The sequence below is a fragment of the Zobellella iuensis genome (assembly GCF_016746085.1).
Lineage (GTDB): Bacteria > Pseudomonadota > Gammaproteobacteria > Enterobacterales > Aeromonadaceae > Oceanimonas > Oceanimonas iuensis.
The window spans coordinates 1-16,717 of record NZ_JAERTZ010000007.1 but is presented as its reverse complement, the minus strand read 5'-3'; the positions used below and the strand labels follow the sequence as shown (position 1 = coordinate 16,717).

The following is a 16,717-nucleotide window of genomic DNA, read 5'->3' as shown; positions in this document are numbered from 1 at the left end:
TGTGGGACGGTTGGCTCACACTGATGCATTACGTCGAGTCCTATGAGTTGCTCAAAGGACTCGACTTGTGACTAAGAGTCAGGCTTCCAGCTTCCAGCTTCCAGCTTCCAGCTTCCAGCTTCCAGCTTCCAGCTCTCAGCCTTTTACCGCCGCCACCGCGTCCGCGGCCAGGCGGGTGATGCCCTCCCAGTCCTTGGCGGCGACCAGCTCCGCCGGCAGCATCCAGGAGCCGCCCACCGTCATCACCGACTTCACCGCCAGGTAGTCCCTGGCGTTGGCGGCGCTGACGCCGCCGGTGGGGCAGAAGCGCAGCTGGGGCAGGGGGCCGGCCAGGGCCTTGAGCGCCTTGGCGCCGCCGTTGATTTCCGCCGGGAAGAACTTGAGGTGGGTGAAGCCCAGCTCCAGCGCCTGCATGGCCTCGGAGGGGGTGGCGATGCCGGGCATCAGCGGCACCGGGCCGGCCTTGGCGTGCTTGAGCAGGGCCGGGGTGAAGCCGGGGGTGATCACGAATTTGGCGCCGGCGGCCACGGCGGCGTCGTACTGCGCCACGTTGAGCACGGTGCCGGCACCCACCAGGGCCTCGGGCAGCGCGCGGGCGATGGCGCGGATGGCGTCCAGCGCCGCGGCCGAACGCAGGGTCACTTCAAACACCGTGATGCCGCCGGCGGCCAGGGCCTTGGCCAGGGGCACGGCATCGGCGGCGTCTTCCACCACCATCACCGGGACCACGGGGGAGGCGGAAAAGACGTCGGCGGGGGATAGGGTCCAGCTCATGGGTTACTCCTGATAAAAGATAGAGGCGCCGGTTTCCGCACTGGAAACCTGGCGGCGGAACAGGGCGAACAGCTCGCGGCCCAGGCCGCTCTGCTCGCCGGTCAAGTCCGGTTGCAGCGGGCTGCGCCGGTCGAGCGCGGCCTCGGTGAACAGCCGGCCGCTGGCGGCGTCCAGGGTGATGATATCACCGTCGCGCAGCCGGCCCAGGGGGCCGCCCTTGGCGGCTTCCGGGGTGATATGGATGGCCGCCGGTATCTTGCCCGAGGCACCGGACAGGCGGCCGTCGGTGACCAGGGCCACCTTGAAGCCGGCCTTCTGAATATTGCCGAGGATGGGCATCAGCATGTGCAGCTCGGGCATGCCGTTGGCGCCCGGGCCATTGTGGTGCACCACCACGATGACATCCCGGTTGAGCTCGCCGTTCTGGTAGGCGCGCTCAACCGCATGCTGGCTGCTGAACAGGGCGGTGGGGGCGGTGATAAGCTGGTGCTCGGGCGCCACGGCGCTGACCTTGATCACCCCCCGGCCCAGGTTGCCGTCCAGCACCCGCAGGCCGCCGCTGACGCTGAACACCCTGTCCTGGGGCGGGATCACCGCCGGATCCCGGGTTTCCGGCACCGGTTGCCAGGCCAGTTGCTCCCCTGCCAGCACCGGCTGACGGAAATAGTCCTCGAGCCGGCCGAACATGGGGGTGGCGTCCCTGTGCAGCAGGCCGCGTTCGGCCAGCTTGTGCAACAGCAGGGGCACGCCGCCCGCCTGCTGGAAGGCGTTGATGTCCGCCGGGCCGTTGGGGTAAACCCGGGCCAGCAGGGGCACCACCTCGGAGAGATCGCTGAAATCGTCCCAGCTCAGCACCAGGCCCGCGGCCCGGGCCACCGCCACCATGTGCAGGGTGTGGTTGGTGCTGCCGCCGGAGGCGAGCAGGGCGATCAGGCCGTTGACCAGACCCTTTTCGTCCACCACCTCGGCCAGCTGGCGATAGTGGCCGCTGCCCTGGATCTGGCCGGCGAGGCGTAGGGCGGCGTGCTCGGTCAGCGCCCGGCGCAGGGCCGAGTGCGGGTGCACGAAGGCGGAGCCGGGCAGCATCAGGCCCATGGCCTCGAACACCAGCTGGTTGGTGTTGGCGGTGCCGTAGAAGGTGCAGGTGCCGGGGGAGTGGTAGGCGTTGCACTCCATCTCCAGCAGCGCTTCCTTGCCCACTTCACCGGCGGCGTATTGCTGGCGTACTTTGACCTTGTCGTCGTTGCCGATGCCGGTGGCCATGGGGCCGGCGGGCACGAAGGTGGTGGGCAGGTGGCCGAAGCTGAGGGCGCCGATCAGCTGGCCCGGGGCTATCTTGTCGCAGATGCCGAGCAGCAGGGTGGCGTCGAAGGTGTTGTGGCTGAGCGACAGGGCGGTGGCCTGGGCGATAACGTCGCGGGAAAACAGCGACATGTCCATGCCCGGCTGGCCCTGGGTGACGCCGTCGCACATGGCCGGCACGCCGCCGGCCACCTGGGCGCTGTGGCCCTGCTCCGCCAGCACCCGCTTGAGCTGCTCCGGGTAGCCGGCATAGGGCTGGTGCGCCGACAGCATGTCGTTGTAGGCGCTGACGATGGCGACGTTGGCGCTGGTCAGGTCGAGGATGCGCTGTTTCTGCTCCGGGCCGCAGGCGGCCACCGCATGGGCCAGGTTGCCGCAACTGAGGCTGGCTCTGTGTTTGCCCTGCTCAGCCTGGGCCTGCATCCGGGCCAGGTAGTCTTCGCGTGCCGCCCGGCTGCGCTCGAGGATACGGCGGGTAACCCGGCCGATCACCGGGTGGAGTTCAGTTGACATGGGCTTCTCCCTTGATGGCGGCGAGGGCGCGGTTGACCACGTCCTCGAAGTCGCCGTCGATGCTGATGAAGGTGACGTCGGGTTCGTCGGCGCCGGGGCGTTCCAGCACCTCGAACTGGTTCTGCAGCAGGGACTCGGGCATAAAGTGACCGTTGCGCCGGCGCAGCCGGGCCAGGATCAGTGCGCAGTCGCCGTCGAGAAAGAGAAAGCGTACCCGATCGTTGCCGGCGCGGATGCTGTCGCGGTAATGACGCTTGAGTGCCGAGCAGACGATGACCCCGGTTTCGCCTTTCTGGCGAATGCTGAACACGGCGTCGCGGATCCGCTCCAGCCAGGGCGCCCTGTCCTCGTCGCCGAGCGGTATGCCCTCGGCCATCTTGAGGATATTGGCCCTGGGGTGCAGGTCGTCACCGTCGATAAACTTGGCGCCCAGCGCCCGGGCCAGGGCGGCCCCCACGCTCGACTTGCCGCAGGCGGTCACGCCCATCACTATGATGCTTTCTCCAGTCATGCTGACCTCTGTCCCTACTTGATATCTTGCCCTGAGGCGTATGAGATACACTTTATCAGGTTACGGGTAACATGTTACCAGTAACTTTCAGAAATGTGAGCTGATACACAATGACAACAACAGGAGAACCGGTCGGTGATGGCGGTAAAACAAGGGGTTTTGTAATTTAAGTTATTTTAAATCAGTATTTTATGTTTTATTTTCGGCTGTAGATAAAGAGTTTATGATTTCCGATTTTTTGAGCTCAGTCCCATTTTTTAACTTTATCGTCACCTGGGGGTTGGTGCTTCTCTATGGTTACGCGTAACATGTTACTGGTAACTTCCCACAAGGCAATGGAATGGAGTAAAAGCCATGGCGGAGATGTCCCCTAAACCCGTGTCCCTGCTGCGCCGTGCAGCGGAGGCCATGCTGGCCGTCAGCATGTTCGGCATGGTATGTGCCGTGTTCCTGAACGTGGTGCTGCGTTATCTGTTCAACACCGGCCTGGCCGGCTACGAGGAGTTGTCCCGCCTGCTGTTCGTCTGGCTGGTATGCGTCGGTGCCGTGCTGGCCACGGTCGACAACCAGCACCTGCGCTTCGACCTGGTGGTGGACCGGCTGCCGGCGCCGGCGCAGCGGCTGTGCCGCTGGCTGAGCCGGGCTCTGATCGGCTGGGCATTGTATCACCTGCTGGTAGGGGCCTGGGCCCAGATCCTGGTGGGCATCGACAGCCGCAGCCCGGTGCTGGGCTATCCCCTGGGGCTGGCCGCCGCCGCCATCTTCACCATGGCCGCCTGCATGGCGGTGCTGCTGCTGCGCGAGATGGCGCGGGAGCTGTTCTGTCGTCGCGCCGCTGGCTGCGGCGATGCCTCCACCCAGTCCGCCAAGTAAGGAGAATCCCATGTCCATCGCAATCTTCCTGGCGGTCCTGTTCAGCTCCATGAGCATAGGGGTGCCCATCGCCTTCGCCCTGATGCTGACCGCCCTGGCGCTGATGATCCAGCTCGACTTCTTCGACGCCCAGTTGCTGGCGCAGAACGTGCAAGCGGGCTTCGACAACTTCCCCCTGCTGGCGGTGCCCTTCTTCGTGCTGGCCGGCGAGCTGATGACCGCCGGCGGCCTGTCGCGCCGCATCGTGGATTTGGCCCGGGTCTATTTCGGCCATGTGCGCGGCGGCCTGGGCTACGTGGCCATCGGCGCCTCGGTGCTGCTGGCCTCCATGAGCGGCTCGGCCATCGCCGACACCGCCGCCCTGGCCACCCTGCTGCTGCCGATGATGCGCCGCCAGGGCTATCCGCTCGGCAGCAGCGGCGGCCTGATCGCCTCCGGCGGCATCATAGGGCCCATCATTCCGCCGTCCATGCCCTTCATCATCTACGGGGTGACCACCAACACCTCCATCAGCCAGCTGTTCCTGGCGGGCATAGCGCCCGGCATCATGATGGCGGTGGCCATCGCCCTCGCCTGGGGCTGGATAGTGCGCGGCAAGGAGCTGCCGGTGGAGGAAAAGGCCAGCTGGAAGGAGCGCGGCCGGGTGATGCGCCGCAGCATCTGGGCCCTGCTGTTGCCGGTGATCATCGTCGGCGGCCTGCGCGGCGGCATCTTTACCCCCACCGAGGCGGCGGTGGTGGCGGCGGTCTACGCCCTGATCATCACCACCCTGGTGTACCGGGAGCTGGATCTGAAAGGGGTATACAAGGTGCTGATCGACGCCTCCAAGACCACCTCAGTGGTGATGTTCCTGGCCGGTGCCGCCATGGCGTCCTCCTACATGATCACCCTGGCGGATCTGCCGCGCCAGTTGATCGACCTGTTCGAGCCGGTGCTGGGCAGCCCCATGCTGTTTATGGCGCTGGTGGTGCTGTTCCTGCTGGTGATCGGCATGGTGATGGATCTCACCCCCGCCATCCTGATCCTGGCGCCGGTGCTGGCGCCCATGGCCGCCGCCGCCGGGGTGCACCCGGTGTACTTCGGCCTTATCTTCATCATGTCCGGCTGTATCGGACTCATCACCCCGCCGGTGGGCACAGTGCTCAACGTGGTCTCCGGCGTGGGCAACATGAAAATGGAAGCGGTGGTGCGGGGCGTCATGCCCTTTATCGTCGCCTATTTCACGCTGCTGGCACTGCTTATCCTGTTCCCGCAGCTGGTACTCTGGCCACTGAGCTGGCTGTCCTGACCCACCTACCAAGAGGGATCTGTGTTATGAAACTGAAAGCACTTGTACTGTCCGGCATGATCGGCCTGATGTCCGCCAACGCCATGGCGGCCGACATCCAGTCACGGATGATCCGTTTCGGCTACGGTCTGAACGAAGACTCCAACCAGGGCCGGGCCACCCAGAAATTCGCCGCCGAGGTGGGCAAGCTGTCCGGCGACAAGATGAAGGTGCGCGCCTTCGGCGCCGCCACCCTGGGCTCGGATCTGCAGATGCAGCAGGCGCTGCTGGGCGGCGCCCAGGAGATGATGGTGGGCTCCACCGCCACCCTGGTGGGCATAGTGCCGGAAATGGCCATCTGGGATACCCCTTTCCTGTTCAACAACGTCGAGGAAGCCGACGCTGTGCTCGACGGTCCCGTGGGCAAGCAGGTGATGGCCAGGCTGGAAGAGAAGGGCCTCATTGGCCTGGTGTACTGGGAGAACGGCTTTCGCAACCTGACCAACAGCCGCCGGCCGGTGACCAGCCTGGAAGACATGGACGGCATCCGCCTGCGGGTGATGCAGAACAATGTCTTCCTCGACAGCTTCCGGGCGCTGGGCGCCAACGCCGTGCCCATGGCGTTTTCCGAGCTGTTCACCGCGCTCGAAACCCGTACCGTGGATGGCCAGGAAAACCCCTACAACACCATCCTCTCCAGCAAGTTCTACGAGGTGCAGAAATACCTGACCGTGACCAACCACGTCTACAGCCCCTGGATAGTGCTGGTGAGCAAGCGCTTCTGGGATCGCCTGTCCGACGACGAACGCGGCGTGCTCAGGCAGGCCGCCGCGGCCTCCCGCGACTTCGAGCGTCGCGATACCCGGGAGGAGGCCGCCTGGGCCCTGGCTGAGCTGAAGGAAAAGGGCATGGAAGTGAACGAACTGGACCCGGCCCAGGTGGATCGCATGCGCGAGCGCCTGACCGAAGTCAACCAGGGCATCGCCCAGGAAGTGGGCCAGGCACTGTGGGATGAACTGCAGGCCGAACTGCAGAAGATCCGCGGCTGATCCCGCTTGGTTCCAGTACCTTAAAGGCGCCCGCGGGCGCCTTTTGTCCTATTCAGGCCCGCTCGGCGCGGAACAGGGGGCGGTACAGAAAGCCCTGCACATAGTCCACGCCGAGCTGGCGGGCGAAGTGCAGGTCTTCTTCGTTTTCCACCCCTTCCAGGATCAGCTTCTTGCCACTCTGCCGGGCAAAGTGGCACAGGGCCTGGAGCAGATGATCGTAGTTGTCCTTGCTCTGGTTTTTGATCCAGGAGCGATCCAGCTTGAGATAATCCATATTGAGTAAAATCTCGAAGGACAGCATGCTGTTGGGGGCGCCGATGTCGTCCAGGGCAATACGCAGGCCCGACTCCTTGTAGGCGCTGCTCATGCTGCTGCTGTAGAGGGCGTCGTTGGCATCGCTGTTTTCGATGATTTCCACCACCAGGTGCGGCTTGCCTTTGAGCAGTTCCAGCAGGGGATTGCGCTCGTCCTGCCCGAACAGGGCGAAGGCATGGGGATCGATATTAAGGAAGAGATCCTGGCCTTTGGGAGCATAGGCCAGCTGCAGCCATTTCATCTGGTACTCGATGTTGAACAAGCTGAGTTCGTCCACATGCAGGGCATCGAATACCAGATCCGGCCGCAGGGACTCCCCTTCTGGGGTGTAGAAACGGGCCAATCCTTCCCAGCCCATGATGTCGCCGCTTTGCAGCTCGACGATGGGCTGGTACTCCACGCCGAAACGGCGATTCTGCAATAAGTCATAGAGGGTAAAGTTGTCGACGCTGCTCAGGGCTCGTTTCAGCATGGCCATCTAAAATTTAAATGCTAGTGATATTTATTATCATTAACTTGTTTTTTGTTGTCAATTGAATCTTTGTCTAGGGTCAGACAGCGCCCGGCCCACCTTGGAGCCGTTTTCCCGCCCCAGTTGCTGGCTTATCCAGTGCCCCGTCTCCACCAGCCTGGCCAGATCCACCCCCGTTTTGAAGCCCAGCCCGTGCAGCAGGTAGAGCAGGTCCTCGCTGGCCAGGTTGCCGGAGGCGCCCCTGGCATAGGGGCAGCCGCCCAGGCCCGCCACCGAGCCGTCGACGATGCGCACCCCCTCTTCCAGTACGGCATAGAGATTGGCCAGGGCCTGGCCGTAGGTATCGTGGAAGTGGGCGGCGAGGCGCGCTATCGGCACCTCCCGGCGCACCGCCGCCAGCATGGCCCTGGCCTTGCCCGGGGTGCCGGTGCCTATGGTGTCGCCGAGGGAAACCTCATAGCAACCCATCCGATACAGGGCCCCCGCCACCCGGGCCACGGCATCGGGGCTGATGTCGCCCTCGTAGGGGCAGCCGAGCACGGTGGACACATAGCCCCGCACCCGAACCCGCCGGGCCCGGGCCTCGGCCAGCACGGGAGTGAAACGCGCCAGGCTCTGCTCTATGGAGCAGTGGATGTTCTGCTGGCAGAACGACTCGGAGGCGGCGGTGAACACCGCCACCTCGTCGGCGCCGGCGGCCAGGGCCGCCGCCAGCCCCTTGAGGTTGGGGGTGAGCGCCGAGTAGACCACCCCGGCCTTGCGGCGGATGCCGGCCAGCACGGCGGCGCCGTCGGCCATTTGCGGCACCCACTTGGGCGAGACGAAGCTGGCCGCCTCTATGTACTGCAGGCCGCAGTCGGCCAGCCGCTCGACCAGTTCAATCTTGACCGCCGTGGGGACCTGGGCGGCCTCGTTCTGCAGCCCGTCCCGCGGGCCCACCTCCACCAGCTTGACCCTATCCATCCGCTTCCTCCAGCCGCAGCAGTTCATCCCCTTCGCTTACCTGGTCGCCTTCCCGGCAGCGGATCTCCGCCACCCGGCCGGCAGCGGGGGCGCGCAGGGGGTGCTCCATCTTCATCGCCTCCAGCACCAGCAGGGTCTGGCCGGCGACGACGGTGTCGCCCACCGCCACCCGCAACTGGCCGATGATCCCGGGCATGGGCGCCCTGAGGCCGGCCTGATGCCCGGCCTGGTGCCGGGCGACCTCGAGCGGGGCCAGGCGCAGGTCGTGGCGCTCGCCCCGGTGGAACAGCCACAACTGGTCGGCGTGGCGGGCGCAATGGCAGGGCAGGGGCTCGCCGTCCAGCTCCGCCTGCAGCCGGTCGCCGTCGAGGCGGGTACGGAGGCGGTGACAATGGGCACCGATCTCCACCCGCCAGCCATCGGCGTCGGCCTCCAGCACCACCCGGTGCCGTTCCCCGCCGTATTCCAGCTCCATCTGGCGCCTGGTTGGCAGGTTCAGCCACCAGCCCGAGTGGCCGGCGAAGGGGGCGCTCTCGTCGTTCGGCTCCAGCGCCAGCCAGCCGGCGGCGGCCAGGGCCAGCACCCGGGAGGGGGACAGGGCGGGCGGGGCAAAGAGCAGCGCCCGGTGCTGCTCGATAAAGCCGGTGTGCAGCTCGGCGGCGAGCAGCGGCGCCGAGCCCGCCAGGGCGTGCAGAAAGCGCAGGTTGGTCCTGACCCCGCCGATGCGGTACTGGGCCAGGGCCCGGGCCAGCCGATGCAGGGCCAGCTCGCGGCTGTGATCCCAGACGATCAGCTTGGCGACCAGGGGATCGTAGTGAATGCCTACCTCGTCGCCCTCGCGCACCCCGGTATCCAGCCGCACCTGGGGGCCGGTGGCCGGCTCGCGCAGGTAGTGCAGGGGACCGGCGGCGGGCAGGAAGCCCTGATCGGCGTCTTCGGCGTAGACCCGCGCCTCGACGGCGTGGCCGCGGACGAGCACCTGCTCCTGGGCCAGCGGCAGCGGCTCGCCCGCCGCCACCCGCAGCTGCCATTCCACCAGATCCAGGCCGGTGATCAGCTCGGTCACCGGGTGCTCCACCTGCAGCCGGGTGTTCATCTCCATAAAGTAGAAGCGGCCGTCCTCCTGGTAGAGGAATTCGACGGTGCCGGCGCCCTGGTAGTCGATGGCCTGGGCGGCGCGCACCGCCGCTTCGCCCATGGCCACCCGGGTGGCGGGGGCAAGGCCGGGGGCGGGGGCCTCCTCCAGCACCTTCTGGTGGCGGCGCTGCACCGAGCAGTCCCGCTCGGCCAGATAGAGGCCCTGGCCGAACCGGTCGCAGAACACCTGCACCTCCACGTGGCGGATCCTTGGCAGGTAGCGTTCCAGCAGCATGGCGTCGTCGCCGAAGGCGGCCCTGGCCTCGCGCCGGGCCGCCGCCAGGGCCTCGTCGAATTCAGCGAGATGGTTGACTATCCGCATGCCCTTGCCGCCGCCGCCGGCCACCGCCTTCAGCAGCAGCGGAAAGCCGCAGCGCCCGGCCTCTTGCCGCAGCCGCTCGGGGGATTGTTCGGGGCCGTGGTAGCCGGGTACCACCGGCACCCCGGCCGTTTCCATCAGCGCCTTGGCGGCGGACTTGGAGCCCATGGCGGCGATGGCCTCGGCGGGCGGGCCGACGAAGATCAGGCCGGCGGCGGCGCAGGCGCGGGCAAAGTCGGCGTTTTCCGACAGGAAGCCGTAGCCCGGGTGCACCGCCTGGGCGCCAGAAGCCCGGGCGATGGCCAGCAGCCGGTGCTGGTTCAGGTAGCTCTGGGTGGCCGGCGCCGGGCCCAGGTGCCAGGCTTCGTCGGCCAGGGACAGATGGCGGGCGTTCCGGTCGGCGTCGGAGTAGACCGCCACGCAGGCGATGCCGAGCCGGTGGGCGGTACGGATGATGCGGCAGGCGATTTCGCCCCGGTTGGCGACCAAGAGCTTAGTGAACATCCTCGTCCTCCCAGGCCGGCGGCCGTTTTTGCAGGAAGGCGCCGATGCCCTCTTGCGCCTCGGCGCCGGCCCGCAACTCGGCGATGCGGCGGGCGCTGTCTTCGATCAGCGGCCCGTTGATGGGGCGGTAGGCGAACTCCCGGATCAATTGCTTGGCGGCGGCCAGCGCCACCGGGCCATTGCGCAGCAGCGCCCGGATCAGGGGCGCCGCCGCCTCGTCCAGGCTCTGGCCGGGCTCGGCCAGCAGGTGTACCAGGCCCAGCCGCTCGGCCTCCCGGGCGGGAATGAGCTCGGCGGTCAGCATATAGCGCCGGGCCTGGCGCGGCCCCAGGGCGCGCAGTACATAAGGACTGATGGTGGCGGGAATCAGCCCCAGTCGTACCTCGCTCAGGCAGAAACGGGCATCGGCGGCGGCGACCACCAGGTCGCAGCAGGCCGCCAGGCCCAGGGCGCCACCGTAGGCCGCTCCCTGCACCAGCGCCAGGGTGGGATTGGGGAATTGATCCAGCCGCCGCAGCAGCAGGGCCAGCTGCTCGGCGTCGGCCAGGTTCTGTTGCCGGCTGTAGCCGGCCGCGCGTTGCATCCAGGCCAGATCCGCGCCGGCACTGAAGTGCCGGCCCGTGCTGCGCAGCACCAGCAGCCGCAGGTCAAGAATATGGGCGGCGTTATCGAGCTGCTGGAGCATGGCGGCAATCAGCGCGTCGTCGAAGGCGTTGTGGCGGCCGGGCCGGTTCAGCACCAGCTCCCAGACACCGGGAAGCGAAGGTTGCAGCAACAGGGGCTCGTTCATGGCTTCTCCTTACATGCGGAACACCCCGAAGCGGGGCTCGTCCATGGGCCGGTTCAGGGAAAGGGCCAGGCTCATGGCCAGCACGGCGCGGCTGTCCTTGGGATCGATTACGCCGTCGTCCCACAGCCGGGCGCTGGCGTACCAGGGATGGCCCTGGCGCTCGTAGCGCTCGACGATGGGCGCCCGGAAGGCGGCCTCGTCCTCGGCGCTCCAGGGTTCGCCGGCCTTTTCCCTGGCCTCCCGCCGCACCGTGGCGAGCACGCCGGCGGCCTGCTCGCCCCCCATCACCGAGATGCGGGCGTTGGGCCAGATCCACAGAAAGTCCGGATCATAGGCCCGGCCGCACATGCCGTAGTTGCCGGCGCCGAAACTGCCGCCGATGATCAGGGTTACCTTGGGCACATTGGCGCAGGCCACCGCCATCACCAGCTTGGCGCCGTGCTTGGCGATGCCCTCGGCCTCGTATTTCCGGCCTACCATAAAGCCGGTGATGTTCTGCAAAAACAGCAGGGGCAGGCGGCGCTGGCAGCACAGCTCGATAAAGTGCGCGCCCTTTTGGGCCGATTCGCTGAACAGCACGCCGTTGTTGGCCAGTATGCCCACCGGGTAGCCGTGCAGCCGGGCGAAGCCGGTGACCAGGGTGGGGCCGAAGTCGCGCTTGAACTCGTCGAAAGCCGAGTCGTCCACCAGCCGGGCGATCACCTCGCGCACCTCGAAGGCCTTGCGCAGATCGGTGCCGACGATGCCGTACAGCTCCTCGGCCGGGTAGCGGGGCGGCAGCGGTGGATGGGGCGGGGCCGGCAGCGGCGGCCGGTTGAGGTTGGCCACCAGCCGGCGGGCCAGGTGCAGGGCGTGGGCGTCGTCCTCGGCGACATGATCCGCCACCCCCGAGACGCGGGTATGCACCTCGGCGCCGCCCAGCTCCTCGGCGCTGACCACCTCGCCGGTGGCGGCCCGCACCAGGGGCGGGCCGCCGAGGAAGATGGTGCCCTGGCCGCGCACTATGATGGACTCGTCCGCCATGGCCGGCACATAGGCGCCGCCGGCGGTGCACAGCCCCATTACCACCGCCAGCTGGGGGATGCCGGCGGCGGACATCCGCGCCTGGTTGAAGAAGATGCGGCCGAAGTGGTCCCGGTCCGGGAACACCTCGTCCTGGCTGGGCAGGTGGGCGCCGCCGGAGTCCACCAGGTAGAGGCAGGGCAGCCGGCAGCGTTCGGCGATGGCCTGGGCGCGCAGGTGCTTCTTGACCGTGAGCGGGTAGTAGGTGCCGCCCTTGACGGTGGCGTCGTTGGCCACCAGCATGCACTCCACCCCGCACACCCGGCCGATGCCGGCCACCAGCCCCGCCGCCGGCACCGCCTCGTCGTAGACCCGGTGGGCGGCGAGCTGGGACAGCTCGAGGAAGGGGGCGCCCGGGTCCAGCAAGCGACGGATGCGTTCCCGCGCCAGCAGCTTGCCCCGCTGTTGGTGGCGCTGGCGGCTGGCCTGGTCGCCGCCCGCTTCGATGCCGGCCACCAGCTCGCGCAGCGCCGCCACCTCGGCGGCCATGGCATTATGATTGGCCCTGAACTCCTCCGACTCGGGCCTGATCTGGCTGGTCAGTATGGTCATGGCTGGCTCCTGAGCAGACGATACGAAAGCTGAAGCTGCGAGTGCCATGTCTTCAGAATCGGTTCACGATCTTGGCGAGGCTGCCTGTTACGGCCCAGCAAAGAAGCAACAGGGCTACCTCCACCGACACGCTGTGAATACATCCCTGTACGCTCGCATATGCCGAATATCGCGGAAACCGTCGGTATCGCCGCGCTGCGACTTGTCACTGGCAACTCGGTCGCGGCGATACCTCCGGTGCAAGGCGCTTCGCGCCCCCTGGCAGATGACGGTCGGTGGAGGCAATCCCTGTTGCTTCTTTCAAGCTTCGCTGTTGTCTGAGGGGCTCGCCAACAGGCGGCGCGAAGCGCCTGGCGCAGCTTCTTGGCGCCGCGACCGAGTTGCCAGTGGCAAGTCGCAGCACGGCGACAAGAGCTGTTTCCGCGACATCGGCGCGGCGGAGCCCCCAGGGGGCGGGCTTGCTCGCCGTGACGAGCAGTGTCGGCCTGACCGAACATCCAGTGAATGTTCGCAGTAGGTCGAAACGGCGAGTGTTCTGCCTTTACGGCGTGTCGGCGGAGTTGGCTCTTTTGCCGACCTGCACCCTTCCTGTTCAATGCGGTGATACCTGTCTGTCTGGTCTGCACTTTGTCACCTCACCGGTTCTGCACCAGTTCCCGGCCGATCAGCATGCGGCGGATCTCCGAGGTGCCGGCGCCGATTTCGTACAGTTTGGCGTCCCGCAGCAGGCGGCCGGCGGGGAACTCGTTGATATAGCCGTTGCCGCCCAACAGCTGGATGGCATCCAGCGCCAGCCGGGTGGCGGTTTCCGCCGCCAGCAGTATCACCCCGGCGGCGTCCTTGCGGCCGAGCGCCCCCCGGTCCGCGGCCATGGCCACCAGATAGGTGTAGCTGCGGGCGGCGTTCATGCGGGTGTACATGTCGGCGAGCTTGCCCTGCACCAGCTGGAAGTCGCCGATGGCCTGGCCGAACTGTTTGCGCTCCCGCACATAGGGCACCACCAGATCCATGGCTGCCTGCATGATGCCGAGTGGCCCGCCGGCCAGCACCAGCCGCTCGTAGTCGAGCCCGCTCATCAGCACCTCGACCCCGCCGTTCAGGGCGCCGAGCACATTGTCCGCCGGCACCCGGCAGTCCTGGAAAACCAGCTCGCAGGTGTTGGAGCCGCGCATGCCGAGCTTGTCGAGCTTCTGGGCCTGGCCGAAGCCGGGGGTGTCGCGTTCGACGATAAAGGCGGTGATGCCCCGGGCGCCGGCGTCGGGCTCCGTCTTGGCGTACACCACGAACACCTGGGCGTCGGGGCCGTTGGTGATCCACATCTTGGTGCCGTTCAGCACGAAATGGTCGCCGTCGGCCCGGGCGGACAGGCGCATGGACACCACGTCGGAGCCGGCATTGGGCTCGGACATGGCCAGGGCGCCGATGTGCTCGCCGCTGAGCAGTTTGGGCAGGTAGCGGGCTTTCTGCGCCTCGCTGCCGTGGCGGTGGATCTGGTTGACGCAGAGGTTGGCGTGGGCGCCGTAGGACAGGCCCACCGCCGCCGAGGCCCGGCTGATTTCCTCCATCGCCAGCACCTGGGCCAGGTAGCCCATGTCCACGCCGCCGTGGCGTTCGGCCACGGTGATGCCGAACAGCCCCATGGCACCGAGTTTGGGCCAGAGTTCGGCGGGGAAGCGGTTGTCCCGGTCGATGGCCTCGGCCAGGGGGGCGATTTCCCGGTCGGCGAAGGCGGCGACCTGGTCGCGCAGCAGGCCCAGGGTCTCGCCCAGGCCGAAGTCCAGTTGCGGATAGGGGGCCATGGGAACCTCCTTGCTGATGATGGGGTTGGGCTCGTTTGCTACCAATGTTGCTGAATTAACTATAGTTGTTATGGGGCTGTTAGGGTTGGCTAAGCTTGAATAGATAAAGGATTTTCAGGTTGGTTTTTAGCGTTCTTTACGATCTGCTGCACCCTTTGTCCTCCCTATAGTGCCAGTGCCGTCTAGTGGCACCGTCATTAGACGGCGTCGAGGTTTGAAAGCAGAAAACAGGCCATGCCGTTATTGGGGAGGAGGACAAAGGGAACGGCTCCGCCGACCGTCACATGCCAGGGATGGCATGTGCGAGCGTACATGGGGCGAGCGTGTCTCGCCGTGACGAGTCGTTTCAGCCTGACCGAACATCCGGTGAATGTTCGCAGCAGGCTGAAACGGCGAGTGTCAACTTTTGAAGCGTGTCGGCGGAGTCGGCCCTTTGTCCGATTGAACCAGGTCAGACAGACGCGTTTTACTCCGTTTTCGGAGCAGATGGAGCCACCATGGTAAAGAGCGAGATAGTGATAGTGGGTGCGGCCCGGACCCCCATGGGGGCCCTGCTGGGCGATTTCGGCGCCGTGCCGGCACCCGGGCTGGGGGCCGTGGCCATCAAGGCCGCCCTGGGTCGGGCCGGGGTGGCGGCTGAGCGGGTGGATGAGGTGGTGATGGGGTGCGTGCTGCCCGCCGGCCAGGGCCAGGCGCCGGCCCGGCAGGCGGCGCTGGGGGCCGGGTTGCCGGTGTCCGTCGGCTGCACCACGGTCAACAAGATGTGCGGCTCGGGCATGAAGGCGCTGATGCTGGCCCATGATCAACTGCTGGCGGGCTCTGCCCGGCTGATGGTGGCGGGCGGCATGGAGAGCATGAGCCTGGCGCCCTACCTGTTGCCCAGGGCGCGGGCGGGGCTGCGCATGGGCCATGGCCAGGTGCTGGATCACATGTTTTTCGACGGCCTGGAGGACGCCTACGAGGGTGGCCTGATGGGCAGTTTTGCCCAGCGGACGGCGGACAAATTCGGCATCGGTCGGGAGGCGATGGACGACTTCGCGATCAGGTCCCTGACCCGGGCCCAACTGGCCATCGCCGAAGGGGACTTTGCCGAGGAAATCGTGTCGGTCGAGGTGGAGGAACGCCAGGGCAGCCGGCGGGTGGACACCGATGAACAGCCGGGTAAGGCCCGGCCCGACAAAATTCGTTCCCTCAAGCCCGCCTTCGCCCAGGACGGCACCATCACCGCCGCCAATTCCAGCTCCATCTCCGACGGCGCGGCCGCCCTGGTGGTGACCACCGCCGAGCAGGCGGCGGCGCTTGGTCTCAGGCCCCTGGCCCGGGTGCTGGGCCACGCCACCCATGCCCAGTTGCCCGCCGAGTTTACCCTGGCGCCCATCGGCGCCATCGACAAGCTGCTGGATCGGCTCGGCTGGCAGGCCAGCGAGGTGGATCTGTTCGAGATCAACGAGGCCTTCGCGGTGGTGGCCCTGCTGGCCATCCGCGAGCTGGGCCTGGATCCGGCGCGGGTCAACGTCAACGGCGGCGCCTGCGCCCTGGGCCACCCCATCGGTGCCAGCGGCGCCCGTATCCTCGTCACCCTGCTGCATGCCCTGCGCCGGCGCGGGCTCAGGCGGGGGGTGGCGGCCCTGTGCATCGGCGGCGGCGAGGCCACGGCGGTGGCGGTGGAATTGCTCTAGGAGGACAGGAAAATGACATACCAGGTACCGCTCTTCATCGGCGGCAATATGGTGCAAAGCCGCACTCAGGAGTGGCTGGAGGTGAACAACCCGGCCACCCAGGAGATCATCGCCCGCCTGCCCTGTGCCACGGCCGAGGAGGTCGAGGCGGCGGTGGCGGCGGCAAGCCGGGCCTTCGTCGAGTGGCGGGAAGTGCCGGTGCCGGAGCGGGCCCGCTTGATGCTGCGCTACCAGGCGCTGCTGAAGGAATACCACGACGATATCGCCCGCCTGCTCTGCAAGGACACCGGCAAGACCTTCGAGGACGCCAGGGGCGACCTGTGGCGGGGCATAGAGGTAGTGGAGCAGGCCGCCAACATCGCCTCCCTCAGCATGGGCGAGACCCAGGAAAGCGTGGCCCGGGGCGTGGATTGCTACAGCTTCACCCAGCCGCTGGGGGTCTGCGTCGGCATCACCCCGTTCAACTTTCCGGCCATGATCCCGCTGTGGATGTTTCCGCTCGCCATCGCCTGCGGCAATACCTTCGTGCTCAAGCCGTCGGAGCAGGATCCCCTGGCGTCGATGCGGCTGGCCGAGCTGTTCAGGCAGGCCGGCGCCACCGACGGCCTGCTGCAGGTGGTGCACGGCGGCAAGGAGGTGGTGGACCAGTTACTGGTGCACCCCGAGGTGTGCGCCATCTCCTTCGTCGGCTCGGTGGCCGCCGGCCAGCATATCTACCAGACCGGCACCGCCCACCTGAAACGGGTGCAGGCCTTCGCCGGCGCCAAGAACCATATGGTGGTGCTGCCCGACGCCAACAAGCAGCAGGTGATCAACAACCTGGTGGGCTCCTCGGT

General features: G+C 66.9%; 14 protein-coding genes. 5 read left to right on the top strand and 9 right to left on the bottom strand.

Going from position 1 to position 16,717, the window contains the following annotated elements; all coding sequences use genetic code 11:
- Window positions 1-135 precede the first annotated feature (135 nt).
- The 3 genes from JKV55_RS02925 to JKV55_RS02915 are packed head-to-tail and all read right to left on the bottom strand — an operon-like array spanning window position 136 to window position 3,100.
- Entirely contained in the window at window positions 136-774 is a 639-nt protein-coding gene (locus tag JKV55_RS02925; protein ID WP_202082255.1) for a bifunctional 4-hydroxy-2-oxoglutarate aldolase/2-dehydro-3-deoxy-phosphogluconate aldolase, read from the bottom strand.
- Window positions 775-777: 3 nt separating this feature from the next.
- Window positions 778-2,589, bottom strand: coding sequence for a phosphogluconate dehydratase (gene edd / locus JKV55_RS02920; RefSeq protein ID WP_202082254.1), 1,812 nt, complete (start codon window positions 2,587-2,589; stop codon window positions 778-780).
- The gene (locus JKV55_RS02915; RefSeq protein WP_202082253.1) at window positions 2,579-3,100 is read right to left on the bottom strand and encodes a gluconokinase; all 522 of its coding nucleotides are present in this window, start codon (window positions 3,098-3,100) and stop codon (window positions 2,579-2,581) included. Before JKV55_RS02915 ends, edd begins: the two co-directional genes overlap by 11 nt.
- Window positions 3,101-3,463: 363 nt before the next feature.
- Between JKV55_RS02915 and JKV55_RS02910 the strand changes: the two genes are divergently transcribed.
- The 3 genes from JKV55_RS02910 to JKV55_RS02900 are packed head-to-tail and all read left to right on the top strand — an operon-like array spanning window position 3,464 to window position 6,289.
- On the top strand, window positions 3,464-3,973 hold the full coding sequence (locus JKV55_RS02910; RefSeq protein WP_202082252.1) for a TRAP transporter small permease: 510 nt from the start codon (window positions 3,464-3,466) through the stop codon (window positions 3,971-3,973).
- A gap of 10 nt (window positions 3,974-3,983) precedes the next feature.
- A complete protein-coding gene (locus tag JKV55_RS02905) occupies window positions 3,984-5,261 on the top strand; it encodes a TRAP transporter large permease (RefSeq protein WP_202082251.1) in 1,278 nt (425 codons plus the stop codon).
- Window positions 5,262-5,287: 26 nt separating this feature from the next.
- Window positions 5,288-6,289 carry a TRAP transporter substrate-binding protein gene (locus JKV55_RS02900; protein WP_202082250.1) on the top strand — a complete coding sequence of 334 codons (1,002 nt, stop codon included), beginning with the start codon at window positions 5,288-5,290 and terminating at the stop codon, window positions 6,287-6,289.
- A 52-nt stretch (window positions 6,290-6,341) separates the two neighbouring features.
- On the opposite strand, the gene JKV55_RS02895 is transcribed toward JKV55_RS02900, so the two are convergent.
- The 6 genes from JKV55_RS02895 to JKV55_RS02870 form a co-directional block, all read right to left on the bottom strand.
- Complete coding sequence (locus tag JKV55_RS02895) at window positions 6,342-7,076, bottom strand: EAL domain-containing protein (protein WP_202082249.1); 735 nt, start codon at window positions 7,074-7,076, stop codon at window positions 6,342-6,344.
- 57 nt (window positions 7,077-7,133) lie between these two features.
- The gene (locus JKV55_RS02890) at window positions 7,134-8,039 is read right to left on the bottom strand and encodes a hydroxymethylglutaryl-CoA lyase (protein WP_202082248.1); all 906 of its coding nucleotides are present in this window, start codon (window positions 8,037-8,039) and stop codon (window positions 7,134-7,136) included.
- Complete coding sequence (locus tag JKV55_RS02885) at window positions 8,032-9,999, bottom strand: ATP-binding protein (protein ID WP_202082247.1); 1,968 nt, start codon at window positions 9,997-9,999, stop codon at window positions 8,032-8,034. Before JKV55_RS02885 ends, JKV55_RS02890 begins: the two co-directional genes overlap by 8 nt.
- Window positions 9,989-10,789: an enoyl-CoA hydratase-related protein gene (locus JKV55_RS02880; RefSeq protein ID WP_202082245.1), complete on the bottom strand. Its 801-nt coding sequence runs from the start codon at window positions 10,787-10,789 to the stop codon at window positions 9,989-9,991. The genes JKV55_RS02885 and JKV55_RS02880 overlap by 11 nt, the downstream gene beginning before the upstream one ends.
- 9 nt (window positions 10,790-10,798) lie before the next feature.
- Window positions 10,799-12,403, bottom strand: coding sequence for a carboxyl transferase domain-containing protein (locus JKV55_RS02875; RefSeq protein WP_202082244.1), 1,605 nt, complete (start codon window positions 12,401-12,403; stop codon window positions 10,799-10,801).
- A 635-nt stretch (window positions 12,404-13,038) separates the two neighbouring features.
- The gene (locus JKV55_RS02870) at window positions 13,039-14,202 is read right to left on the bottom strand and encodes an isovaleryl-CoA dehydrogenase (RefSeq protein ID WP_202082243.1); all 1,164 of its coding nucleotides are present in this window, start codon (window positions 14,200-14,202) and stop codon (window positions 13,039-13,041) included.
- Window positions 14,203-14,699: 497 nt separating this feature from the next.
- Between JKV55_RS02870 and JKV55_RS02865 the strand changes: the two genes are divergently transcribed.
- Together JKV55_RS02865 and JKV55_RS02860 are read left to right on the top strand one after the other, a co-directional pair.
- Window positions 14,700-15,881 (top strand): acetyl-CoA C-acyltransferase, encoded by a 1,182-nt coding sequence (locus JKV55_RS02865; RefSeq protein WP_202082241.1) that lies wholly within the window; start codon window positions 14,700-14,702, stop codon window positions 15,879-15,881.
- 12 nt (window positions 15,882-15,893) lie between these two features.
- Window positions 15,894-16,717, top strand: an 824-nt coding sequence (locus JKV55_RS02860; protein ID WP_202082240.1) for an aldehyde dehydrogenase family protein, incomplete at its 3' end; no start/stop codon positions are given.